General features: G+C 59.8%; 19 protein-coding genes. 11 read left to right on the top strand and 8 right to left on the bottom strand.

Going from position 1 to position 23128, the window contains the following annotated elements:
• Nucleotides 1–46: 46 nt before the first annotated feature.
• Nucleotides 47–1606, bottom strand: a complete 1560-nt coding sequence (locus tag IPI80_RS14750) for a DNA-3-methyladenine glycosylase 2 family protein (protein WP_413861382.1) — start codon at nt 1604–1606, stop codon at nt 47–49.
• A gap of 199 nt (nt 1607–1805) precedes the next feature.
• On the opposite strand from IPI80_RS14750, the gene IPI80_RS14745 reads away from it, so the two are divergent.
• From IPI80_RS14745 to IPI80_RS14730, 4 genes are all read left to right on the top strand, one after another.
• Nucleotides 1806–2906 carry a hypothetical protein gene (locus IPI80_RS14745; protein ID WP_413861380.1) on the top strand — a complete coding sequence of 367 codons (1101 nt, stop codon included), beginning with the start codon at nt 1806–1808 and terminating at the stop codon, nt 2904–2906.
• Between the two features lie 190 nt (nt 2907–3096).
• A complete protein-coding gene (locus IPI80_RS14740) occupies nt 3097–4479 on the top strand; it encodes a phosphomannomutase/phosphoglucomutase (protein WP_413861378.1) in 1383 nt (460 codons plus the stop codon).
• Nucleotides 4480–4484: 5 nt separating this feature from the next.
• The gene (waaC, locus tag IPI80_RS14735) at nt 4485–5522 is read left to right on the top strand and encodes a lipopolysaccharide heptosyltransferase I (RefSeq protein WP_413861376.1); all 1038 of its coding nucleotides are present in this window, start codon (nt 4485–4487) and stop codon (nt 5520–5522) included.
• Entirely contained in the window at nt 5519–6844 is a 1326-nt protein-coding gene (locus tag IPI80_RS14730) for a 3-deoxy-D-manno-octulosonic acid transferase (protein ID WP_413861374.1), read from the top strand. The genes waaC and IPI80_RS14730 overlap by 4 nt, the downstream gene beginning before the upstream one ends.
• Before the next feature lie 22 nt (nt 6845–6866).
• Here the strand turns inward: IPI80_RS14730 and IPI80_RS14725 are convergent, their stop codons facing one another.
• From IPI80_RS14725 to IPI80_RS14700, 6 genes are read right to left on the bottom strand one after another with little or no spacing between them, the layout of a single operon-like run.
• Nucleotides 6867–8204, bottom strand: coding sequence for a TolC family outer membrane protein (locus IPI80_RS14725; protein WP_413861372.1), 1338 nt, complete (start codon nt 8202–8204; stop codon nt 6867–6869).
• Nucleotides 8205–8261: 57 nt separating this feature from the next.
• Nucleotides 8262–8603, bottom strand: coding sequence for a rhodanese-like domain-containing protein (locus IPI80_RS14720; protein WP_413861370.1), 342 nt, complete (start codon nt 8601–8603; stop codon nt 8262–8264).
• Between the two features lie 20 nt (nt 8604–8623).
• Nucleotides 8624–9301, bottom strand: a complete 678-nt coding sequence (locus tag IPI80_RS14715; RefSeq protein WP_413861368.1) for a protein-L-isoaspartate O-methyltransferase family protein — start codon at nt 9299–9301, stop codon at nt 8624–8626.
• A gap of 43 nt (nt 9302–9344) precedes the next feature.
• Nucleotides 9345–12497, bottom strand: a complete 3153-nt coding sequence (locus tag IPI80_RS14710) for an efflux RND transporter permease subunit (protein WP_413861366.1) — start codon at nt 12495–12497, stop codon at nt 9345–9347.
• Nucleotides 12498–12501: 4 nt separating this feature from the next.
• Nucleotides 12502–13644, bottom strand: a complete 1143-nt coding sequence (locus IPI80_RS14705; RefSeq protein WP_413861364.1) for an efflux RND transporter periplasmic adaptor subunit — start codon at nt 13642–13644, stop codon at nt 12502–12504.
• Complete coding sequence (locus IPI80_RS14700) at nt 13641–14342, bottom strand: TetR/AcrR family transcriptional regulator (protein ID WP_413861362.1); 702 nt, start codon at nt 14340–14342, stop codon at nt 13641–13643. Before IPI80_RS14700 ends, IPI80_RS14705 begins: the two co-directional genes overlap by 4 nt.
• A gap of 307 nt (nt 14343–14649) precedes the next feature.
• Here IPI80_RS14700 and ubiU point away from each other — a divergent pair, with 307 nt between their 5' ends.
• The 7 genes from ubiU to IPI80_RS14665 all read left to right on the top strand — a co-directional run bounded on the left by ubiU (nt 14650) and on the right by IPI80_RS14665 (nt 22368).
• A complete protein-coding gene (ubiU, locus tag IPI80_RS14695; RefSeq protein ID WP_413861411.1) occupies nt 14650–15648 on the top strand; it encodes a ubiquinone anaerobic biosynthesis protein UbiU in 999 nt (332 codons plus the stop codon).
• 5 nt (nt 15649–15653) lie between these two features.
• On the top strand, nt 15654–16565 hold the full coding sequence (locus IPI80_RS14690; protein ID WP_413861360.1) for a U32 family peptidase: 912 nt from the start codon (nt 15654–15656) through the stop codon (nt 16563–16565).
• A gap of 5 nt (nt 16566–16570) precedes the next feature.
• Complete coding sequence (gene trhA / locus IPI80_RS14685) at nt 16571–17188, top strand: PAQR family membrane homeostasis protein TrhA (RefSeq protein WP_413861358.1); 618 nt, start codon at nt 16571–16573, stop codon at nt 17186–17188.
• A 13-nt stretch (nt 17189–17201) separates the two neighbouring features.
• Nucleotides 17202–17708 carry a ubiquinone anaerobic biosynthesis accessory factor UbiT gene (ubiT, locus tag IPI80_RS14680; RefSeq protein ID WP_413861356.1) on the top strand — a complete coding sequence of 169 codons (507 nt, stop codon included), beginning with the start codon at nt 17202–17204 and terminating at the stop codon, nt 17706–17708.
• 78 nt (nt 17709–17786) lie between these two features.
• A complete protein-coding gene (gene ubiD, locus IPI80_RS14675; RefSeq protein ID WP_413861354.1) occupies nt 17787–19271 on the top strand; it encodes a 4-hydroxy-3-polyprenylbenzoate decarboxylase in 1485 nt (494 codons plus the stop codon).
• Nucleotides 19272–19531: 260 nt separating this feature from the next.
• Complete coding sequence (gene ccoG, locus IPI80_RS14670; RefSeq protein ID WP_413861352.1) at nt 19532–20989, top strand: cytochrome c oxidase accessory protein CcoG; 1458 nt, start codon at nt 19532–19534, stop codon at nt 20987–20989.
• A 71-nt stretch (nt 20990–21060) separates the two neighbouring features.
• Nucleotides 21061–22368 carry an acyl-CoA dehydrogenase family protein gene (locus IPI80_RS14665; RefSeq protein WP_413861350.1) on the top strand — a complete coding sequence of 436 codons (1308 nt, stop codon included), beginning with the start codon at nt 21061–21063 and terminating at the stop codon, nt 22366–22368.
• On the opposite strand, the gene IPI80_RS14660 is transcribed toward IPI80_RS14665, so the two are convergent.
• Nucleotides 22325–23026 (bottom strand): hypothetical protein, encoded by a 702-nt coding sequence (locus tag IPI80_RS14660; RefSeq protein WP_413861348.1) that lies wholly within the window; start codon nt 23024–23026, stop codon nt 22325–22327. The two genes, IPI80_RS14665 and IPI80_RS14660, sit on opposite strands and share 44 nt — an antisense overlap.
• Nucleotides 23027–23128: the final 102 nt, after the last annotated feature.

Raw genomic sequence — 23128 nt, 5'->3', positions numbered from 1 at the left:
GCTCTAGCCCTCGTGAAATATACGTAAACCACTATCAAAGTAATAGCTACTGATCGGTGGACGTTGGAGCCAGGCTGGCCCAAGCGCGCACCACGGCATAGCTGCGCCAGGGCTTCCAGCGCTCGGATGCTTGTTCTGCGGCCAGTGCTGGGTTCTTGGCATCGCGTACGCCCAGCGCCTTTTGCAGCGCCACATCGCCCGTCACAAAGGCATCCGGCCAGCGCAGGGCGCGCATGGCAATGTATTGCGCGGTCCAGGGGCCAATGCCCGGTAGGGCTTGCAGGGCGGCCAGCGTGTCGGCAATATCGACGCCCGGCTGCAACATCAAATGCCCATCCGCCACCGCCTGTGCCAGCGCCTGAATGGCGCGCTGGCGCTGGCGCACAATACCAATTTGGCCCAACGCATCCCCCGTGGCCTGGGCCAAGGCCTGCGGTGTGGGAAAGAGACGGCGCATGCCGCCAACCGGCGCGGGCAGATCGGTGCCAAAGCGTTCTACCAGCCGCGTGCCCAACGTGCACGCCGCCTTGACGGTGATCTGTTGGCCCAGAATGGCGCGCACACCCAGCTCAAAACCATCCAGGCAGCCGGGTACCCGCTGACCTTCAAAGCCGGGGAAGTCGCCTTGCAGCGCCGCATTGACGGCCCAGGGGTCGGCGTCCAAGTCCAGCAGGGCGCGCAGCCGGGCCAGCACCTGGGGTAGCACGTCGCCTAGGCTGGGGCTGATTTGGAACACCACCGAGCAGGCATCGGGCACAAACTGCACTCGTACCCAACCCACCAGAGTGCGCCCGCCATGCGGCAAGGCCAGGGTGCGTGCCAGCGTCAGCTGCTGCGGCTCCACCGATTCCACGCCATCAATTAGTCGGGTGGCAAAGAAGTCCAACATCGCGGCCACGTCATAGGGCGGGCGGTAGGAAGCCTTGAGCACGATGGCGCTCGGCTCCCGCTGGCTGTCTTGCGTGTCCTGTGCGTCCCGCTTCTGGCGCAACTGGCGCGGCTGCAGTCGGTAGTGTTCAACAAAGCTCGCGTTGAAGCGCCGCACGCTGGAAAAGCCGCTCAAGCCTGCCACCTGGGCCACCGGCAGGCGCGTATCGGTCAGCAGCCGCTTGGCCATCAAGAGTCGGCGTGTCTGCAGGTATTGCAAGGGTGACACCCCCCAATGCGTCTCGAAGATGCGGCGCACATGGCGCTCACTCACGCCCAGGCGTGCCGCTACGTTAGCCATGCTGGGTGTGCCATCGCTCCACAGGCCGGGCTCGTCCAGCAGTTCAGCAGCTTGGCGGGCCAGGATGAAAGACGCATCCTGCGTTGACCAGGGCCGCAGCGTGTCGGAGCCCGCGGCGCCAGCCGGCGCCAGCTCGGGGCGGCAGCGCAGGCAGGGGCGAAACCCGGCGGACTCGGCTTGCGCCGCCAGCGCAAAGAACAGGCAGTTTTCCCGTTTGGGCGTGCGCACTTTGCAGACCGGGCGGCAGTAGATGCCGGTGGAGGTAATGCCGGTAAAGAAGCGCCCATCGAACCGCGCATCCCTCGCCTTGAGTGCCAGGTAACAGGCGTCACTGGCGGCTGGAGTGGCCATCGCTGGGGCGGGGGTGGTTGGGGGCATGGTGTGGATGATACGCAGCCATTCGGCGGGTAATAGCCGTTTTCGGACATGTGGGTGGGGTGGGTGAGCACCGTCTGCGCAGCGCTATGTCGCGCGTATTCATTTTTTTCGGTCGATGTCGCAATCCCCGGATGCATTGCGTCTTATCCCCTAAGGGCTGCACATTTCGGGTGGCTCCCTCCATTATTGGGAGAAAGACATGCAAGTAAATCGTCGAATGGGGCTCGTCGCCAAGCTGGCATCCACGCTTGTAGTGGCGCTGGCTGCCGCAGCTGCCGGCAGTAGCTGGGCGCAGCCCACCCAGTTGCGCCCACCAGCCAGCGCCCTGGGCTCTGCGCCCAAGCCTATCGGTATGGGTACCGCTGCGGGCAACTCCATGCACAACATCCCTCCGGCCGTGTTAGTACCTCAGGCGCCGCAAGAAAAAAAAGACAATACCCCGTCCAGAGAGAGCAAGATCAATGAATTCAATGAGAATGCGCACAAAAATGACGCACTCTATTCAGCGTATAAACCAACGCCCAGTTTTGTTATCCCCGATGAATTCAAAGCACGATATAAATATATCAAAGCGTGGATTGACGGTGATGTCCTGCATGTAGCAACCGATGCAAAAATGAAATTGACAGTAGCGCAGGTGCTAGTGCCCAATCAGCAATACACAAAGGTATTGGCGAGTATAAGTAAGGACTATTACAACGCACCAGTATTCAGTGAAAAAATTCAACTCAGTGAGCTTCGCAGCAAAATGGAGGGTGGTACATCAGGTTATTATCAATTTAATTTTGGCACATCAGATAATTTATCGGTTTCCATCAATTTCGACAAAAACTTTATTGTCCAATCGACTAACCCTGCACCTGTCGCAAAGGGTCCAAAACTGGTTTCGGTCGAGTTCGCCTTCACAACCGGTGCGCATGATAAAGAAGCGGGTAAGCCTATTTATATTTTTGTGTTTTCAAAAACACATGACAAAATTTATAATGCCACTGGTCAATATGAGCCGAAAACCAAGATAGTAGAATATCGGATAGAAGATCCCGCCAAATGGGATGAGGGTAATAAGCAAGTTTTAGATATAAAGGTAGCAAATACTTATCTATCAGATTTTAGTGAAGGGGGTTATGTTTTGGTGTATGGGGCAAAGGGCGATATATGGCAATTCACCGTCAATGTAAAATTCAAGTTTGCTGACAATACAACAAAACTGATCCACTGGGCTACCACTTTCAGTGGCAATAATTATCCGGGGTTCAATTTTGATAAAGAATTCAAAATGAAAGAAAAATTCACGGAATGATTTTCTAAAAATACATTTTGCAAGTAATTCGGTAGATCTGAATTCCGTTCCGGTGAGACCAGTCTCGTGAAATAGCCTTGCATTGGCTTGATGTTGCTCTGGCGGGTGGCCCGCCTACAATGCCGCGGTCAGCTCCGTCGCATGTGTTTTGGCGGGTTGCGCATCACTCTCCAAAGGGAAAACAGGTCCAATGCAAGTCTCCCCCAGTATCTTCAAAGCCTATGACATCCGCGGCATTGTGCCAACCACCATCAATGAAGCGGTTGCTCGCGGTCTGGGCCGGGCCTTTGGAACAGTTGCTTTAGCCGAAGGGCAGACAACAGTGGCCGTGGGGCGTGATGGCCGTTTGAGCGGTCCGTCCCTGGCCGCGGCACTGATGGCCGGCCTGCAAGACGCGGGCATAACCGTCATCGACGTAGGCATGGTGACCACGCCCATGCTGTACTTCGCGGCCAACACGCTGTGTGCAAGCGGCATTCAGGTTACTGGCAGCCACAACCCCAAGGATTACAACGGCTTCAAGATGGTGCTGGCCGGTCGTGCCATCTATGGCGACGACATCCAGAATTTGCGCAAGGCTATCGAGTCGGAAAGCTGGTCGCTCAAATCCGGCGGCGCGCGCCAGGGGGCGGATGTGCTGGAGGCCTACCGCACGCGTATCGTGGGTGACATCAAGCTGGCCCGACCGCTCAAGATTGTGGTGGACTGCGGTAACGGCGTGGCCGGTGCCTCGGCACCGGACATTCTGCGCGCCATTGGCTGCGAGGTGACCGAACTGTTTAGCGATGTGGATGGCACCTTTCCCAACCACCATCCAGACCCCAGCAAGCCCGAAAACCTGAAGGACCTTATCGCCGCGCTGAAGGCCAGCGACGCCGAACTCGGCTTGGCCTTTGATGGCGATGGTGACCGGCTGGGCATTGTCACCAAAGACGGCACCAACATCTACCCCGATCGCCAGATGATGCTGTTTGCTCGCGATGTGCTGAGTCGTGTGCCTGGCGGAACCATCATCTTCGACGTGAAGTGTTCGCAGCGCGTGGCGCCCACCATTGCTGCGGCGGGTGGCGTGCCGTTGATGTTTAAAACCGGCCACTCGCTGATCAAGGCCAAGATGCGTGAAATTGGTTCGCCCTTGGGCGGCGAGATGAGTGGCCACATCTTCTTCAAAGAGCGCTGGTACGGTTTTGACGACGGCACCTACGCCGGGGCAAGGTTGCTGGAAATCGTCAGCAAAGTGGCTGACGCCAACGCCTTGCTCAACGACCTGCCCACCAGCTTCTCCACGCCAGAACTTAATGTGCAGTGCGCCGAGGGTGAGCCGCATGCGCTGGTGGATCAGTTGGTGGCCAAGGCTGCGTTTGCATCGCCGGCCATCGTGAATACGATTGACGGTATTCGCGTGGACTGGCCCGATGGCTTTGGCCTGATCCGCGCTTCCAACACCACGCCGGTGCTGGTGCTGCGCTTTGAAGGACACACCCCTGAAGCGCTGGAACGCATCCAGACCGACATGCTGGCCTTGCTGCGCTCGGTCAAGCCGGATGCCAGCTTTGTCGAGGCGGCACATTGAAGGCTGTGCCGGCCAAAGTCCTCATCGTCAAGCTGTCCTCGCTGGGCGATGTGGTGCATGCCATGCCGGCCGTACAGGACCTGCGTGCTGCCTTGCCCGGTATCCAGATCGACTGGGTGGTGGAGCGCGCCTTTGCCCCTCTGGTGGGTCGCTGTGAAGGCGTGGGCGAGGTTATTCCCTGCGAGCTGCGGCGCTGGGGCAAGGCTCCATTGGCGCGCCAAACCCGTGCCGAGTGGAAGACCTTCAAACAGCAACTGCAGGCCCAAGCTTATGATGCCGTGGTTGATCTGCAGGGCCTGACCAAGTCGGCCCTGATTGTCTGGCTTGCCCTTACCACGCCCCAAGGCCGGCGCATTGCCATGGCCAACCAGACTGAAGGCTCGGGCTACGAGGCCCCCACGCGTTGGGTGGCAGATGAAGCCATTGCGCTGGAACCGCATGTGCATGCCGTGCAGCGCGCGCGCCTGCTGTGTGCGGCTGGGCTGGGCTACACGTTGCAAGGCCCCAACCGCTTTGGCCTGGTGCCTGGCGATCGGGCTGTGCTGGCTCCGCTACCGGCAGGGCATAGCGCCAATTCCTTTGCACCGCGCAAGCCCCAGGTGGCCCTGGTGCACGGCACGTCGCGCGCCGACAAACAGTGGCCATTGGCGTCCTGGGTGGAGTTGGGCCGGCGCCTGAACCACAGCGGCTTTGCCGTGGCGCTGGCGCATGGTACGACGGCAGAGAAGGCCACCAGTGAAGCCATTGCTGCGCAACTGGATGATGCTTGGGTCTGGCCTTCCATGGGGTTGGACGCGCTGGTTGATACCATGGCGCAATGCGCTGGCGTCATCGGGGTAGACAGCGGCCTGAGCCATATCGCTGTGGCTCTGGGATTGCCCCATGTGCAGATCTACAACTTTGACACCGCCTGGCGCACCGGCCCTGCAGGTGAGGGGCGCCAAGCGGTCCAGCAGGTGAGTGTGTATGCTACCCCGTGTCCGCGGGTAGATGCTGTCTGGCAGGCCTGGGACCAACTCGCTACACCCGTGATGTGTCGATGACGCGTGCCCTTTATTCCCTAGTCCTGTGGCTGTTGCAACCACTGTTGCGGATGCGCCTGCGCCTGCGTGCGCGTGCCGAACCATTGTATGGTGAGCGGCAAGGCGAGCGTTTTGGCCACTATGGCGATGTGCCGTCCGCTAGCGTGGCTTTGGCTGGCAGTACCGATTTTTACGTGTGGGTGCATGCTGTATCGCTGGGAGAGACGCGTGCCGCCCAGGCCTTGGTGAACCGTCTACGCGACAGCCTGCCGGGTATGCGCCTGCTGCTAACCCATGGTACGGCAACCGGTCGTGCCATGGGCCAGGCACTCTTGCAGCCAGGTGATGTGCAGGTTTGGCAGCCTTGGGATACACCCGGTGCTGTCAAACGCTTTTTGGCGCACTTTCAACCGCGCGTTGGCCTGTTGGTAGAGACCGAAGTCTGGCCCAATATGGTGGCAGCTTGTGCCCTGGCGCGCATGCCTCTGTGCCTGGTCAATGCCCGCTTCAGTGCGAAGTCCCTGCGCCAGTCGCAACGATTGGCGTGGCTGGCGCGACCGGCCTACCAGGGGCTGCGTGCGGTGTGGGCGCAGTCAGGGGAAGACGCCATACGCCTTCGCCAATTGGGTGCGCCTGTGCTGGGCGTAACCGGCAATGTCAAGTACGATGCCACGCCCGATGCATCCCAGCTGGCGCGCGGCGCGGCATGGCGCCGCGCTCTGAAGCGTCCAGTGCTTTTGTTTGCCAGTGCACGAGAGGGGGAAGAGGCACTTCTGCTCGAAGCTTTGAATAGGAAAATGGCTCCGGCCCTCGTGAAATCTAAACAAGTAGCTACGAAAAACATAGCATCCGAAGTGCAGTGGCTAATTGTGCCGCGCCACCCGCAGCGCTTTGACGCAGTGGCGCAGTTGTGTCAGGAGCAGGGGTTTAGCGTGTCTCGGCGCAGCCATTGGTCTCGCGGGCCAGAGGCCGCCGATATTTGGCTGGGCGACTCACTGGGGGAGATGGCGTTGTACTTTGCTTTGTCCGATGTAGCCCTGCTGGGTGGCAGCTTTGCCCCACTGGGTGGGCAGAACCTGATTGAGGCAACCGCCTGTGGCTGTCCGGTGGTGATGGGGCCACACACGTTTAACTTTGCCGAGGCATCTGAACTGGCGAGCAGGGCTGGAGCCGCGTTTAAGGCGGTGGATATGGATGATGCAGTCGACCGTTGTCTGGCGCTACTGCAATCAGCACCCGCATTGCAGCAGGCCCGAACTGCGGCCCATAGCCTGGGGCGGGATCACGGCGGTGCAGCGCAGCGCACCGCCACGGCGGTTCAGCAGTTGCTGGCTGGCCTCTAGGTGTGTCGCTTGGCTGGGTTGACTACTGTGCCAACTGGCTGTTGATGAGTTGCAGGTCGTCGGCGGTCAAGGTGCCGGCAGCCTGGCGCAGCTTGAGCTCGCCCACCAAGACGTCGTAACGGGCCTTGGCCAGCTTGGCCTTGGTGTCAAACAACTGGCTTTGCGAGTTCAGCACATCGATATTGATCCGCACACCCACCTGGTAGCCCAACTGGTTGGCTTCGAGCGCGCTCTGGCTGGACGCTTCGGCGGCCTGGAGGGCAGCTACCTGCGCCCGACCGGACTGCACGCCATAGTAGGCGGTGCGGGTGCCTTGGGCCACATTGCGCTTAGCGGTTTCCAGATCGGCGCGGGCTTTCTCTTCAAGCGCAGTGGTTTCCTTGACGCGGTTCTGGACGGAGAAACCGGCGAATAACGGAATGTTAAGGTTCAGGCCCACGGTGCCAACATTGACGCGGCTGTCACCTACGGAGGTGGACGAGCCATCGCTATTGTTGATGGCCGTGTAGCTGCCCACTAGGTCCAAGGTGGGCTTGTGTCCGGCAACCGCCTTTTGGGTTTCCAGTTTGGCGACTTCCAGGGCCACATCAGCCTGCTGGATACCGGGGTGCTTGGTCTGCGACTGATCCACCCACTGGTTCACATCGGCTGGTACCACGGGGGCCAGCACGACTGGGGCCTTCAGCGGCTTGGGTTGCACGTTGGGTTGCCCCACCAACTGGTTCAACGCCAGGGACTTCACCAGGAAGTCGTTCTCGGCAGCCAGTTCCTGGGCAATGACCAAGTCGTAGCGGGCTTGCGCCTCGCGCGAATCGGTAATGGTGGAGGTGCCCACCTCAAAGTTACGTTTGGCTGATGCCAGCTGTTCGGCTACGGCGGACTTTTGGCTTTTCACGAAGGTCACACTGTCGTTGGCAGCCAGCACATCAAAGTAGGCTTGGCTTACGCGCACGATCAGGTCTTGCTCCGCCTGCTGCAACTGGGCCTGGGCCAGTTCCCGAGATTTTTCTCCCTGCTGGTAGCTGGCCCAGTTGGCGGGACGGTACAGCGGCTGTGAGGCGCTGATCGTGGCACTCTGGGTGGCGTAGTTGCGCGCTGGCGTGGGCAACACTGCCTGGTTGCTGCTGCTGCCGGCCAACGCCAGACCAGCCTGTGGCAGGATTCCGGCCTTGGCCTGGTCAGCCTTGGCTAGCGTGGCGTCAAACTGTGACCTGGCCGCCTGGTAGGTGGTGTCATAGCCGCGCGCAGCGGTGTACAGGTCAATCAGACTCTGTGCCTGAACTGAAAGCGGCAGGGCAGCCCCCAGGGCAAGCATCAGGGGCAGCAGGCGAAAGTTCGAGAAGTGGCTTTGACGGGTCATGGTAGTGTTTCTCAGGCTCGTGAAAAGAGATAACGGTTGCAGGGTAGGGCAGGGAAATCAATAACGGGGTATCGCGGGATCAAGCTCGGCAGACCAGGCATTGATGCCCCCTGCGATATTGGCAACATGTTCAAACCCCCGGCTTAGCAGGAACTGTGTCACCTGCATGCTGCGCCCGCCATGGTGGCACAGGCAGGCAATGGGCTGTTCTGGGTCCAGTTCGGTCAGGCGCAGTGGGACAACGCCCATGGGAATGGACAGCAGCGCAAAGCCCTGGGGCTTGATGCTGGCGAGTTGCAGCTCATGCGGCTCGCGCACGTCCAGCACCACAGGAGCACCTTTGGCCGTCGCATTGGCGAACCATTGTGTGAGGTCACGGGGGCGGACTTGTTCGAGCATGGGCAGTTCCGGGGTGGGTATCAGAAAGTAAAGCGCGAAGGCTCCGGGAAGTTCTGCAGGCGTGGCGCCCATGTGTCCCAGCCTTGAGTGGTTTTGAAGGCGCTGTCGCCCGTCTTGGTGATCAGTGTGCCCCGCATCACGGGTTCGCTGCCGACGATAGCGCCAAGGCGGCCGCCGGGTTTGAGCAGTTTGAGCAGGCTGGCCGGAACTTCACTCACCGAGCCGCTGAGAACGATCACATCGACGCTGGTTTCGAACATTCCGAGATTGGCGCCATCGGCCAAGCGCACCTTGACATTGTGGATGCCGGCGTTTCGCAGGTTATCGCGGGCCATGGTCACCAGTTCGGGAACGATTTCCAGGGTCACCACACTCTGCGCCTGTTTGCCCAACAGGGCCGCCATGTAGCCTGAACCGGCGCCGATTTCCAGCACGGTTTCATGGGGCTTGACCGCCAAATCTTGCAGCATGCGGGCTTCTACGCGGGGTGCGAGCATGCACTGACCCTTGGAGAGAGCATCTTCACCCGAGCCTTGGAGTGGAATTTCCAGATCGGCAAATGCCAAGCCCTTAAGGGCTTTGGGAACAAATTCTTCGCGCTTGACAATGGACAGGAGATCCAGCACCAATGAATCCGCCACATCCCAAGGGCGAATCTGCTGCTCAATCATGTGGTAGCGGGCGGTTTCGATGTTCATTTAAATATACTCCAATGGGTATGCTGGACGATTGTAGACAATTTTACTTGGCCGGGGTTTCGGTCCGGTCAAATGTGCGTCTTGCCCATTGCGCCAGATCATCCATATAGCAATACACCACAGGAACAACCACCAGTGTCAGCAACGAAGAGGTGATGACGCCACCAATCACGGCCTGGCCCATGGGGGCGCGCATTTCCGAGCCTTCGGACATGGCAAACGCCAGCGGCACCATGCCGAAGATCATGGCCAACGTGGTCATCAAAATCGGGCGCAGCCGCACTTTAGCCGCCATCAGTAGGGCCTCGGAACGTTCCATTCCGTCCTCTTGCGCGCGAATGGCAAAGTCCACCAGCAGGATGGCGTTCTTGGTGACCAGGCCCATCAGCATCACGACCCCGATGATCGAGAACATGGACAGGGTGGAGTTGAACATCAACAGCGCCAGTACGACGCCGATCAGGGTCAGCGGCAGGGCGGTCATCAACGCCAGGGGCTGCAAAAAGCTCTTGAACTGGCTGGCCAGGATCATGTAGATAAACACGACCGCCAGCATCAGGGCCGATATGGCGTAGCCAAAGGCTTCGGCCATGTCCTTGGTGGAACCGCTGAACTTGTAGCTGTAGCCAGGCGGCATGGCAATGGTGTCCATCGCGGTGGTGATGTCGGCCGACACCTCGCCGCCAGAACGTCCATTCACATTGCCGCTGATGGCCACTTCGCGCGTCAGGTCGCGGCGGTTGATCTGGTTGGGGCCGGTGGACTCGCGCACGTTGGCCACCTGGTTGAGTCGCACGATGCGGGCGCTGCCATCGGTATTGGTACCTACCGTAAAGGGCAGCATTTCCATATCCCGCGCGGAATTGCGCGCATCGGGTGACAGGCGCACGTTCACGTCGTAGGTCTGATCGTCGGGTGCACGCCAGCTGCCCACGGTCTGGCCGGCCACCAGGGTCCGCAGGGCCGAACCGATTTGCCCGACCGACAAGCCCAGGTCGGAGGCGATGTCGCGCTTGACCACCACGTCCAGCGTGGGCTTGTTGGGTTTGGCACTGGAGTCCAGATCGACCAAGCCCGCAACGTTGCCGATTTTTTTCATTGCCAGTGCGGTCAGTCGCTCCAGCTCGGCGGTATCTGGCCCCTGGATCGAGAACAGGATTTGCTTTCGGCCGCCTACGGCGTCGAGTAGTCCCACGTGGGTGACCGTGATGCCGGGTACGTGTTTGAGCCGGTCACGCAATACCACGGACATGTCATCCACGCCCAGCTTGCGGTCCTTGCGGTCGACCAGGCGGATGTAGGTGCTGGCGTACATCTTGCCAGCCGTGTTGCCGGTGTTGATGGTGGTGAGGGTATAGCGCACTTCGGGGAAGCTGCGGATGATGCCTTCCACCTGGCGCGCCTTGGCCTCGGTGATCTCCAGGGACGAGCCGACCGGGGTGTTGAAACTGAGGGAGGTCTCCGAAAAATCCGACTTCGGCACGAATTCCGTTCCCAGCAAGGGCACCATGAACACACTTCCCACAAAGATGCCCACCGCCAAACCCACTGTGGCCAACTTGTGCACCAAGGCCCAGCGCAGAATGTTCTGGTAGGCATCAACCAGCCAGTCGGTAGCGTGGTCAAACCAGCCGGTGATGCGGCCAATGGTCTTGTCGTAGAAGGTGACCGGGGCGTGCCGGTGGCCTTGCGCCTCAATGCTGGGGTCGTGCCAGATGCTGGAGAGCATGGGGTCCAGCGTGAAGCTGACGAACATCGAAATCATCACCGCTGCCACGATGGTGATGCCGAATTCGTGGAAGAACTTGCCAATGATGCCGCCCATAAATCCAATGGGCAAAAAAACCGCAACGATGGACAGTGTGGTGGCCAGCACCGCCAGACCAATTTCCTGCGTGCCGTCCAGTGAGGCCTGGTACGCGGTTTTTCCCATTTGGACATGGCGCACGATGTTTTCCCGAACCACAATGGCGTCGTCAATCAGCAGACCCACGCACAGGCTCAAGGCCATCAACGTGATCATGTTGATGGTGAAGCCAAACAGGTTCATGAAGAAGAAGGTGCCTATCAGCGCGATCGGCAGGGTCAACCCGGTGATGACGGTGGAACGCCAGGAATTGAGGAACAGAAATACGATCAGCACCGTCAGCAGGGCTCCTTCGATCAGCGTGCTGCGCACATTGCTGACCGAAACACGGATCTGGCGTGAGGCATCGGTGATCTGCTCCAGTCGCACGCCGGGGGGGAGCTGCTTTTGCAAGGTCGCCAGGGTTTTTTGCAGGTTGTCCACCACGGCGATGGTGTTTTCATCTTGCGTTTTCTGCACATTGAGCAGCAGGGTGCGTTGTCCGTTGTAGAGTGCCAGGCTATCAATTTCCTGCGCACCGTCGGCCACCCGAGCCACCTGGTCAACCCGGATCGCCGCACCGTTCTTGCGCGCCACAATGATCTTGCCGAAATCTTCGGGGCGCTGCATGCGGGCGTCAATCTGGATGACGCGCTCTTGCTCATCGGAGTGGATGGTGCCCACTGGCACCTCCTGATTTTCATTACGCACGGCCGATGTCACCTGCTCAGGTGTGATACCAAATGCCTCCAATGCCTGCGGGTTGAGGTAGATATTGATTTCGCGCTTGGTGCCCCCCACCAACGTCACCGAACCCACGCCGCGCACGTTTTCCAGTCTTTTCTTAAGAACCTGATCGGCCCAGTTGGTTAATTCCACGGAATCCATGACCTTGCCCTGCGCTGTGCGGGTGTCGGGCAATACGGCAACGGACCATACAGGGCTTGCGGCCGGATCAAATCGCAAGACACGGGGTTCCTTGACTTCAGCACGCAGGCTAGGGCGTATGGCAGCGACTTTTTCTCGTACATCATCGGCTGCTTTGCGCCCGTCAATGTGCAGGCCAAATTCAATCACCACCACCGACTGGCCTTCATAGCTGCGAGAGGTCAGGGCGTTGATGCCGGCAATCGAGTTAACGCCTTCCTCGATTTTTTTGGAGACTTCGCTCTCCACGATTTCAGGCGATGCACCTGGGTAGTCCGCAATCACTACCACCACGGGGAAATCAATGTTGGGAAACTGGTCCACCTGCAGGCGCTGCAGGGAGAAAAATCCCAACACAACCAAGGCCAGCATGAGCATGGTGGCAAACACCGGGTTCTTCAGACTGACGCGGGTAAACCACATGGGCTTATTGGGCGGTTGCGGTGGTTGTTGCGGGCTTTACTGGCGTGCCAGGGCGCAATGTGCCCGTGCTGCCAACCAATACCGAGGCACCCTCTGCGACGCCCTGTACGGCGACCATGGCCACTCCATTGAGTTCGCCGCGTGCACCCAGTGTCACGCTTTGGTGGACGATGTGCCCTTTGTCAATGAGCTGCACATAGGGTGCGGGTTTGTCGGTGCGCACTGTACCGAGTGGCACGGCCAGCGTGTGGGTCACACTGGTTTGCAATAAACCCTGGGCAAAGAGCCCTTGACGCAGGCCGGGGCTGGGTTCCAGCGCCAGGTAGGCCAGCACGGCGCGGCTGCCAGCTACCGCGCTGGGGTTGATGCGCACCACCTTGGCCATGAGTGGTTTGGTGGCACCTTCCACCGTCAGTTGTGCGGTTTGCCCGACCTGCACCTGCAGGGAGTCACTGGCGTCGAGGCTGGCCTCCAGCTCCAGGTGGCTCAGGTCCACAATTTCCACAATGCGGGCATCGACCGCCACCCGTTCGCCGGGCTGCGCCAGGCGTTGTGCAATCTGGCCGGCAATGGGCGCACGCATGACGGTGTCATTCAACGATTTGGCGGCCACTTCGGCACCGGCCTGGGCCGCACGGTACGTCGCCTCTGCTGACGCCAGCGTGGCCATGGACGAATCGAGTGCGGTCTTGGAGATAAACCCTTTGTCTACCAATGATCGGTTGTTGTCGAAACTGCGTTTGGCAATATCCACCTGCGCTTTGGCCGACTCGGCCTGCTGGCGGGCCTGGTTCAAGCGGGCCTGGAATTCGGTGGGGTCGACGCGGGCAATGGTGTCGCCGGCGTTCACAGCGTCGCCTTCGCGCACCACCAGGCCTTGCAGCTCGCCAGCGACACGGGCCTTTACCAAGGCGGAGTTCACCGCCTTGATGGGGCCCGAGATGGTCAGTGTCTGTGGCAAGTCCACGTTGCGCACCACCACCTGGTCACTGGCCAGCAACTCCACGCTGGTGAGCGTCTTTTGTACTTCCTGTTGGGCGGCGAGTGCGTCTTTTTGGACTTTGCGTGCGGAGAGTGCGCGCAGGGCACCGGCTGCCAGCAGGCCCAGAATCAGTGCGGCCACGATCCATTTCAGCCAACGTTTCATGGTGTGGATAACCCTTGGGGTGTTAGCGCGGCATCAGCACGCCGATTGAGCCCGTTCAACAGGGTTTCGACCTGCACAGCGATGTACTGCTCGGGATCGATGATGTTGTCCGTTCCACTGCACAGACCCAGGGAATGCTTCCAGGTGGCCAGGAACAGCATGGGTGCCAGCACGGTGTAGACGCCATATTGCAAATCCATCGGGCGGAACTCTCCACGGTCCACACCCCGCTGCAGTACCCGGCGCAGCAGGTCGTTTCCGGGCTGGATGACTTCGTGCTGGTAGAAGGCTGCCAGTTCGGGAAAGTTACCGGCTTCGCTCATCATCAGCTTGGTGATGCCCGCTGCCTTGGTGTTACCAATGCGCTCCCACCAGGCGTGGATGCTGTAGCGCAGCAGTTCGGCGGAGCTGCCTTCAAAGGTGTCAAATTCGGCGTTCCACGCATCAAACTTGCCCGAAATATTTTCGCGCACCACTGCCTTGAACAGTTCTTCCTTGCTGGAAAAGTAGAGGAACAGGGTGCCTTTGGAGACGCCCGCCCGTTTGGCCACTTCTTCGGCGCGGGTGGCGGCAAAACCCTTTTCCACAAACAGCTCCAGCGCGGCAGCCAGCAACTCGCCCGGACGGGCGTCCTTGCGGCGTTCGCGTTTGGCCGGCACGGTGGCGGCAATCTCAGAGATGGAACAGGAAGTAGACATAACGTTAATGACTAAGTGGTTATTAGTTTACCGTACAGGCCATAATAGGGTCAAGCGCGAACTGATGAACTGAAAGAAGCGAGGGACGAACCGTCAAAAACAGATGGTGAACAGTGGGTCATGTCTGGCATTTTGTCGCTTCGTTGACTAGGATCAAAACTAGGCAATGGGCGTCGACGTATCGTTCGACCCACCGTGAAAGCTTCATAGTGTCGCTCGCGCCGAAAGCACCACCCGCATGCACCCCACACCTTCCAGCGCTGCTACGGTAGCGCCCATTGCTTCGTCCATTTCGCCCCCTGCCGCCATGGAACTGGTCTGTCCCGCCGGTAGTCTGCCCGCGCTGAAAGCTGCCGTGGACAACGGCGCCAGTTGCGTTTACCTGGGCCTGCGCGACGCCACCAATGCCCGCAACTTTGCCGGTCTGAACTTTGACGAAGCCGCCATCGCCACCGGTATTGCCTATGCCCATGCGCGGGGTTGCAAGGTATTCATGGCGCTTAACACGTACCCGCAAGCGGCCAACCCCTCGCTGTGGCAGTCGGCGGTGGACAAGGCGGTGGATTTGGGCGTGGATGCCGTGATCCTGGCTGACCCCGGCCTGATGCAGTATGCCGCCACGCACCACCCGAAGCTGCGTCTGCATCTGTCGGTTCAGGGATCGGCCACCAATTTTGACGCCATCAATTTCTACCGCGAGCAATTTGGCATCGTGCGCGCCGTGCTGCCGCGCGTGCTGTCGCTGACCCAGGTGCAGCAGGTGATTGAAAAGACGCCGGTGGAGATCGAGGTTTTTGGCTTTGGCAGCCTGTGCGTGATGGTGGAGGGGCGTTGTGCACTTTCCAGCTACGTCACTGGCGAGTCGCCCAACACGCATGGTGTGTGCTCGCCACCCAAGGCCGTGCGCTGGGAGGAAACACCCCAAGGCCGAGAGTCGCGCCTGAACGGTGTGCTGATTGACCGCTACGCCCCGGGGGAAAATGCTGGTTACCCCACGCTGTGCAAGGGCCGCTTCGATGTGGGCTCCGATGAAAACTATTACGCCATCGAAGAGCCCACCAGCTTGAACACGCTGGAATTGCTGCCGCAACTCCTCAAGATGGGTGTCAAGGCTATCAAGATTGAAGGGCGCCAACGCAGCCCGGCGTATGTGGCCCAGGTCACCAAGGTCTGGCGCGAAGCCATGGACCATTGCCATTCCAACCCGCACCGCTATGCACCCAAGCCCATCTGGATGAGTGGGCTGGACCAAATCGCCGAAGGGCAGCAACACACTTTGGGCGCGTACCATCGGCCTTGGAAGTAAGAACCATGAAAATTTCAATCGGTCCGTTGCAGTATTACTGGCAGCGTGACGTCGTCTTCAATTTCTACGAAGCTATGGGCCAAACCGCGGTGGACGTGGTGTACCTGGGCGAGGCCGTGTGCTCACGCCGACATGAGCTGCGTCTGGCCGACTGGCTGGACATTGCCGCACTTTTGAAGAAGGCCGGCAAGGAAGTGGTGCTGTCCACCCAGGTGCTGCTGGAATCCGGTGCCGAAGTGGGCACCATGCACAAGATCACCGGCAACGGCGAATTTGCGGTGGAAGCCAATGACATGGGCGCGGTGCAATGCCTGAATGGCAAAGGCCCGTTCGTGGCTGGCCCGCACCTCAACATCTACAACCTGCCCACCTTACAGTGGATGGCCGGGCTGGGCGCCAACCGCTGGGTGATTCCGCTGGAAATGAAACGCAGCGATTTGGCCGTGATCCAAGCCGATCGCCCTGCGGGTCTGGAAACCGAAGTATTCGCCTATGGCCGCATGCCGCTGGCTTTCTCGGCGCGCTGCTTTACCGCGCGCCAGCGCAACCTGCCCAAAGACGATTGCCGATTCAGTTGCCTGGATCATCCCGATGGTCTGATGCTCAAGACCCGTGAGCACGAAGGCTTTTTGGTGCTGAACGGCACGCAGACGCAATCGGCCAAGGTCTACAACCTGGTGGATGCGCTGGATGACATGCGGAGCTTGGGTGTGGACGTGGTCCGCTTAAGCCCACAGTCGCAAAATATGGCCGACGTGGTGGCAGTGTTTGACGCCGCACGCAAGCACACCTTGTCGCCGCAGGACGCATTGGCGCGTTTGCAGCCGCTGATGCCCTTTGAAGGCTGCAATGGTTACTGGCATGGTCAGCCGGGGCTCGATCAAGTACACAGCGACACATTGGCCGAACAGGACTAGCCTGCATGTATTACGGCGAGCGCTTCAACAGCATCAGCCACCTCGTTGGGGCCGGTTTGGCCGTGCTGGGTTCGGTACTGTTGATAGTGCCGGCGGCACGCCTGGGCGACCCGTGGAAGATTGTCAGCTTCAGCATTTATGGCGCCATGTTGATTGCGCTGTATGTTGCCAGCACCCTGTACCACAGCGTGCGTGGCCGGGCCAAGGTCATTCTGCAGAAGTTCGACCATTGCTCCATCTACCTGCTGATTGCCGGAAGCTACACACCGTTTGCGTTGGTGTCGCTGCGCGGTGTCTGGGGCTGGTCCTTGTTGGGCGCTGTTTGGACCCTGGCGTTGGTGGGTATCCTGCAGGAAATCTGGTTTGCCAAAGGTGCGCGCGTGCTCTCGCTGGTGATTTATCTGCTCATGGGCTGGTTGGCCCTGGTGGCCATCGTTCCCTTGTGGACGGCACTCTCGCCCGCTGGCTTTGCCTGGCTGGCGGCGGGTGGCCTGTTCTACACCGTGGGCATTATTTTTTATGTGGCCGATCAGCGCGTGCGCCACGGCCACGGCGTGTGGCACCTGTTTGTGCTGGGTGGCAGCAGCTGCCATTTTTTCACTGTTCTGTTTTTTGTTGCCTGAGGTTTGTAGTGCCATGAACCCATCGTCTCCCGCCTTTGTGCTGCCCGACCCAGTAGGTTCGGTTTTGTCACGCCTGCCCGCCTACCCGGGGTCGTTCCTGCTGGTCACGGCGCTGAACAAGGTGCTGGCCAAGCAGCTGCCCGCCGACGTGCGCCAGTACCTCTTGGGTAAAAAGCTGCGCATCCATGTGACCGATGCCCGCCTCACTTTTGACTTCACCTGCACCGGTACGCGTTTTGTGGCCAGCCATCGGCAAGACAGTACCGACCTGACCATCAGCGCCAACGCCCAAGATTTTTTGCGACTGGCGCAGCGCCAGGAAGACCCCGACACCCTGTTTTTCAACCGCCGCTTGTCCATGGAAGGAGATACCGAACTGGGCCTGCTGGTCAAAAACGCACTGGATGCACTGGAGTTGCCTGTGTTGAACCTGCAGCAGTGGACACCCGACAAGGTGCTGGCCCGCTTCCTGCCAAAACGCAACCGCAACCAAACTTCCACAGCGGGGCATGGGGGCTGAGGTGACAAACGGGCAAAGCGGTAGCCCGGGGCGCCGCGACATCAAAGCCAACTGGCACTGACTTGCAGGCATGAACCCATGAGCTACCACGACCTGCGCGATTTCATTGCGCAACTAGAGCAGGGCGGGGATTTGCGCCGAATCCAAGCGCCGGTCTCGACCCATCTGGAAATGACTGCGCTTTGCGACCGCGTGCTGCGCGCCCACGGTCCGGCCATCCTGTTTGAGAACGTCACCGGCCACAGCATGCCGGTGCTGGGCAACCTGTTTGGCACACCCGAACGCGTGGCCCGCGCCATGGGCGTGGAGTCGCTAAGCGGGTTGCGCCCCTTCGGTGAGTTGCTGGCTTCGCTGAAGGAGCCGGAGGCGCCCAAGGGTTTCAAGGAAATGGTGGGCATGCGCAGCCTGCTCAAGACACTGTGGAACATGGCACCCAAAGAGTTGCGTTCCGCACCCTGCCAGGAGGTGGTGTGGGAGGGCAATGATGTCGAACTGGCGCGCCTGCCGATCCAGCACTGCTGGCCTGGCGACGTGGCGCCGCTCATCACCTGGGGTCTGGTCATCACCAAGGGGCCGCACAAGGAACGCCAGAACCTGGGCATCTACCGCCAGCAGGTGTTGAACCGCAACCAGGTCATCATGCGCTGGCTGGCGCACCGGGGTGGCGCGCTGGATTTTCGGGAACACGGCCAGTTGCACCCCGGTCAGCCCTATCCGGTGGCCGTAGCCATTGGGGCCGACCCGGCCACCATTTTGGGCGCTGTCACGCCCGTGCCTGACAGCCTGTCCGAATACCAGTTTGCCGGTCTGTTGCGCGGTGCCCGCACCGAACTGGTCAAGGCCATGGGCAGCGAGCTGCGGGTGCCCGCCAGTGCCGAGATCGTGCTCGAAGGCCATATCTACCCCGATGCCACCCACCCCAGTGGCTATCAGCACGCGCTGGAAGGCCCCTATGGCGACCACACCGGCTACTACAACGAACAAGCCGAGTTCCCGGTGTTCACCATTGACCGTATCACCCTGCGCAAAGACCCGATTTACCACTCCACCTACACCGGCAAGCCGCCCGATGAACCCGCCGTGCTGGGCATGGCCTTGAACGAGTTGTTTGTGCCCCTGCTGCAGCGCCAGTTCCCCGAGATTACCGACTTCTATTTGCCACCCGAAGGCTGTAGTTACCGCATGGCCCTGGTGCAGATCAAAAAGGCCTACCCAGGCCATGCCCGGCGTGTGATGATGGGTGTTTGGAGCCACCTGAGCCAGTTCATGTACACCAAGTTCATCGTGGTGGTGGACGAAGATGTGAACGTGCGCGACTGGAAAGAAGTGATCTGGGCCCTGACCACCCGCGTGGACCCGGTGCGCGACACCATGATGGTAGAGAACACCCCCATCGACTACCTGGACTTTGCCTCGCCCGTGAGCGGCCTGGGCAGCAAGATGGGGCTGGACGCCACCAACAAATGGCCGGGTGAGACCCAACGTGAATGGGGCCGGACCATGGCCATGGATGCCGAGGTGCAGCAGCGCATGGACGGCTTATTTGAATCGTTGGGGTTGTGACCCGAGAGTTTCTTGAATACTATTAAATTGATAGCTGTATACGCATATCTGACGAGGGCTAGAGGCTGATTTTTCTTATAACTATTTGGAAAATACTGTAATCAACTTCTACGACGCAAGATTGAAGATTACGTAAGGTCATACGCTAGGAGATGGCAGGGAAATCCTGCTTCCGATAAGATTCACTGGATTTACCTGTTATGCCACCGGGTGGCCGCTACGCCAGCGGTTCACCCAGCCGTTTTCCCCCATTGCTCCCCATGACCAAAGCGCCGCAGCCATCCAAAGTCATTCCCATCAAGCCCGTTCCAGCTGAATCCGATAGTGGCGGTTTCATGGGTGCCTACGAAAAACAGGTGCGTATCTACCCGCGTTCGGTCAAGGGCTGGTTTGCCAACTGGCGCTGGGTCATGGTGTGGGTAACACAAATCGTGTTCTACGGCATGCCCTGGTTGCAGTGGAACGGCCGTGCTGCGGTGCTGTTTGATCTGAACGAGCGGCGCTTTTATATTTTCAGTCTGGTACTGCATCCACAAGACCTGATCTATCTGACCGCATTGTTGGTCATTGCCGCTCTGGCGCTGTTTTTCTTTACTGCTGTGGCTGGACGGCTGTGGTGCGGCTACGCGTGCCCGCAGACGGTGTACACCGAAATTTTCATGTGGTTCGAACATCGCATCGAAGGCGACCGCCTGGCGCGCATGCGCCTGGACGCTGCACCCTGGAGCCTGAACAAGTTGTTGCGCAAGGGCGGCAAGCAACTGGCTTGGATCAGTTTTGCCCTGTTGACGGGGTTTAGTTTTGTTGGCTATTTCACGCCCATACGCCATTTGGGCATGGAGCTGGTGCAGTGGACGTTTTCGCCTTGGGAGTGGTTTTGGGTGCTGTTTTACGCCGTGGCCACCTACGGCAATGCTGGCTATATGCGCGAGCAAATCTGCAAGTACATGTGCCCCTATGCCCGCTTCCAGAGCGCACTGATCGACATGGACTCGCTGGTGATTGCCTATGACACCGAACGCGGTGAGTCGCGCGGGTCGCGTCCGCGTACGGCAGATCCGAAAGTGTTGGGGTTGGGCGACTGCATTGACTGCACACTGTGTGTGCAGGTTTGCCCCACAGGCATCGACATTCGCAACGGCCTGCAGAATGAGTGCATTGCCTGCGCGGCCTGTATTGACGTCTGTGACGACGTAATGGACAAGATGGGCTACGCCAAGGGGTTGATCCGCTACTCATCGGGTGCGGGCATCGAGCAGCATTTGACGACGCGGCAAATGGTGAGCCGTGTTTGGCGGCCACGCGTCATGATTTATGCCGCCTTGCTGGTGGCCACCAGTTCCATTTTTGTGGTCAGTTTGTCGCGGCGTCAGGGCTTCTCGGCGGATGTCATCAAAGACCGTGGCGCCCAAGCGCGCATTGTGGATCAGGGTTTTATTGAAAACGTCTACCGCCTGCAGGTCATGAATGGCACCGAGGAAGCACAGACGTATTCCGTCAGCGTGTCCGGCCTGCCAAGCTTGGCCCTCGCCACGCCGGCCACACTGAGTGTTGCAGCCACCGGCATTGGCATGATTCCCGTGCGCTTGACGCTGCCTCCTACCGTGGAGGCCACCTACCAGGGGCGATCCAACCCCATCAAGTTCGAAATCACGACGGTGCAAGACGGTCAGACCCGCGTGGCCCGCGAGAAGTCAACTTTCTTTGTGCCACGCTGACCCTGCTTGACGTTGGTCATGTTGTCACCTGTGTTCTGACACGGCGTTCGCGTGGCAAGGACAATGGGCACATGGACTTTGCACACTCTCCCCGCGCACAAGACCTGCGCCAGCGCCTTGAGGCGTTCATGCAGCGCTACGTGCTGCCTTACAACCCGGCTTGGCACGCTAGCGTGCAGGCGGGTGTCTACCCGCCGCCTTTTCTGGAAGACTTGAAGACCCTGGCGCGGGAAGAGGGCCTGTGGAATTTGTTTTTGCCCGCGCTGCGCTCCGATGAGCCTGGCACCCGCCTGTGCAATCTGGACTACGCCCCGCTGGCTGAGGTGATGGGTCGCGTGCACTGGGCGCCTGAGGTGTTCAATTGCAGCGCTCCCGACACCGGCAACATGGAGTTGCTGCACCGTTTTGCCAACCCCGCGCAGCGTACTCAATGGCTGGAGCCGTTGTTGAACGGCCAGATGCGTTCGGCCTTTGCCATGTCCGAGCCTGATGTGGCCTCCAGTGACCCCACCAATCTGCAAACCACTGTTCGCCGTGAGGGTGATCAACTGGTGCTCAATGGCCGCAAGTGGTTTATCACCGGCGTGGCCCATCCGCAATGCAAGCTGCTGATTGTGATGTGTCGTAACAGCGCAGACGCAGACGGTGCAGAGGGGGCAGAGGCTGGCGTGCACCACCAGCACAGCATGGTGCTGGTCCCGTTGGACACGCCTGGCGTACAGGTGGTGCGCAACATTTCGGTGGTGCATCACCATTCGCCCGAAGGGCATTGCGAAATTGTGCTGCGCGATGTGCGCGTGAGCGCCGATTGCTTGCTTGGCGATTGGGGCGCTGGCTTTAGGATGGCGCAGGCGCGTCTGGGGCCTGGGCGTGTGCACCATTGCATGCGTGCCATTGGCCAGTGCGAACTGGCGCTGGAATTGGCTACCGAACGCACGCTGGAACGCCAGGTTTTTGGCAAATACCTGTCAGATTTTTCCAATGTGCAGGACTGGATTGCCGAGTCGCGCATGGAGATCGATCAAGCCCGCCTGTTGGTGTTGCAGGTGGCCTGGATGCTGGACCAGGTCCCCGGGGTGATTGAGCCTGGTGCGTTGCGGGCCCAGATAGCCGCCATCAAGGTGGTGGCCGCGCGGCTGCAATCCCGTGTGGTGGACCGTGCTATGCAGGTCTTTGGTGCCATGGGTCTGTCACCCGATACGCCACTGGCCTTCTTCTGGACATGGGGCCGGGCACTGCATTTGATGGATGGCCCCGATGAGGTGCATTTGCGTACGGTTGCACGCCATGAACTGGCCCAGGGTCGCGCGCGCGGCGGCTCCACAGCTGCCTATTTCACGACGCCCGAACAGTTGAACGCACCGGCGCGGATTCGTTAGCCGCGGCGGTGGGTTGAACCGGCTGCAATTGGTGCTCTTTGTGGCGGGCCCGACGATTTTTATCGGTTGGGAAGCTGTCAAGCGCGTCAGCGCGGGTCTGGCGTTTTTCCTCAAAAATGGCATCCAGCGTGTTGCGTGCTGTGTACTCTTCCTGCAAGCGTGCGTACGCGCTGGTGTCCACCGCCGGCTCACGTAGAAATTCGGCGCGCAAGGCGGCTGGATCCGGCAGCTGTTTGGGGTCCACCAGCCGATAGGGAATGTCCAACTGAGTGAGCACGTTGTACTTCGTGTCCTGGCTGGCTTGTGTTGGCCACTTGTCATTTTCCACATCCACACAGCCCAACACCCTGCCGTCAACGGACAGCACGGTAAAAGTGCAGTAAATGCCATTGAGCCGCTTGAACCAGTGGGCGGCGTCAGGTCCGGTGCCAGGGTGGGTGAATCGCGCCAGCGGAACTTTGGGCGCGATCTGCTGTTCAGGCATGGTGTGGGCGAGCCAGGCCCAGGTTCGTCTTTCGCCAAAACTGGTCAGTGGGCGAGCCGTCACAGGCCACACGTCGGGCGCTTCCTTCGGCTGGCGACGCTTGGCAGTCAAGGCATACACCGCACCCGCAGCTGCGCTGGCCCCCACCAGGAAGGCAACCAGAATCCATGCCATTTGCATCTGTTTCCCTTTGCTTGCACGTCCGTGCGTCGCTGTGCCGTTGTACTAGCGGGTGAGTCTAGCGACAAGTCATGGTCAAAGCATCCCACAAACGGG

This window comes from Candidatus Aalborgicola defluviihabitans, from assembly GCF_016705985.1.
GTDB classification, from domain to species: Bacteria; Pseudomonadota; Gammaproteobacteria; order Burkholderiales; family Burkholderiaceae_C; genus Allorhodoferax; species Allorhodoferax defluviihabitans.
This window is presented reverse-complemented; position numbering and strand designations above follow the sequence as displayed.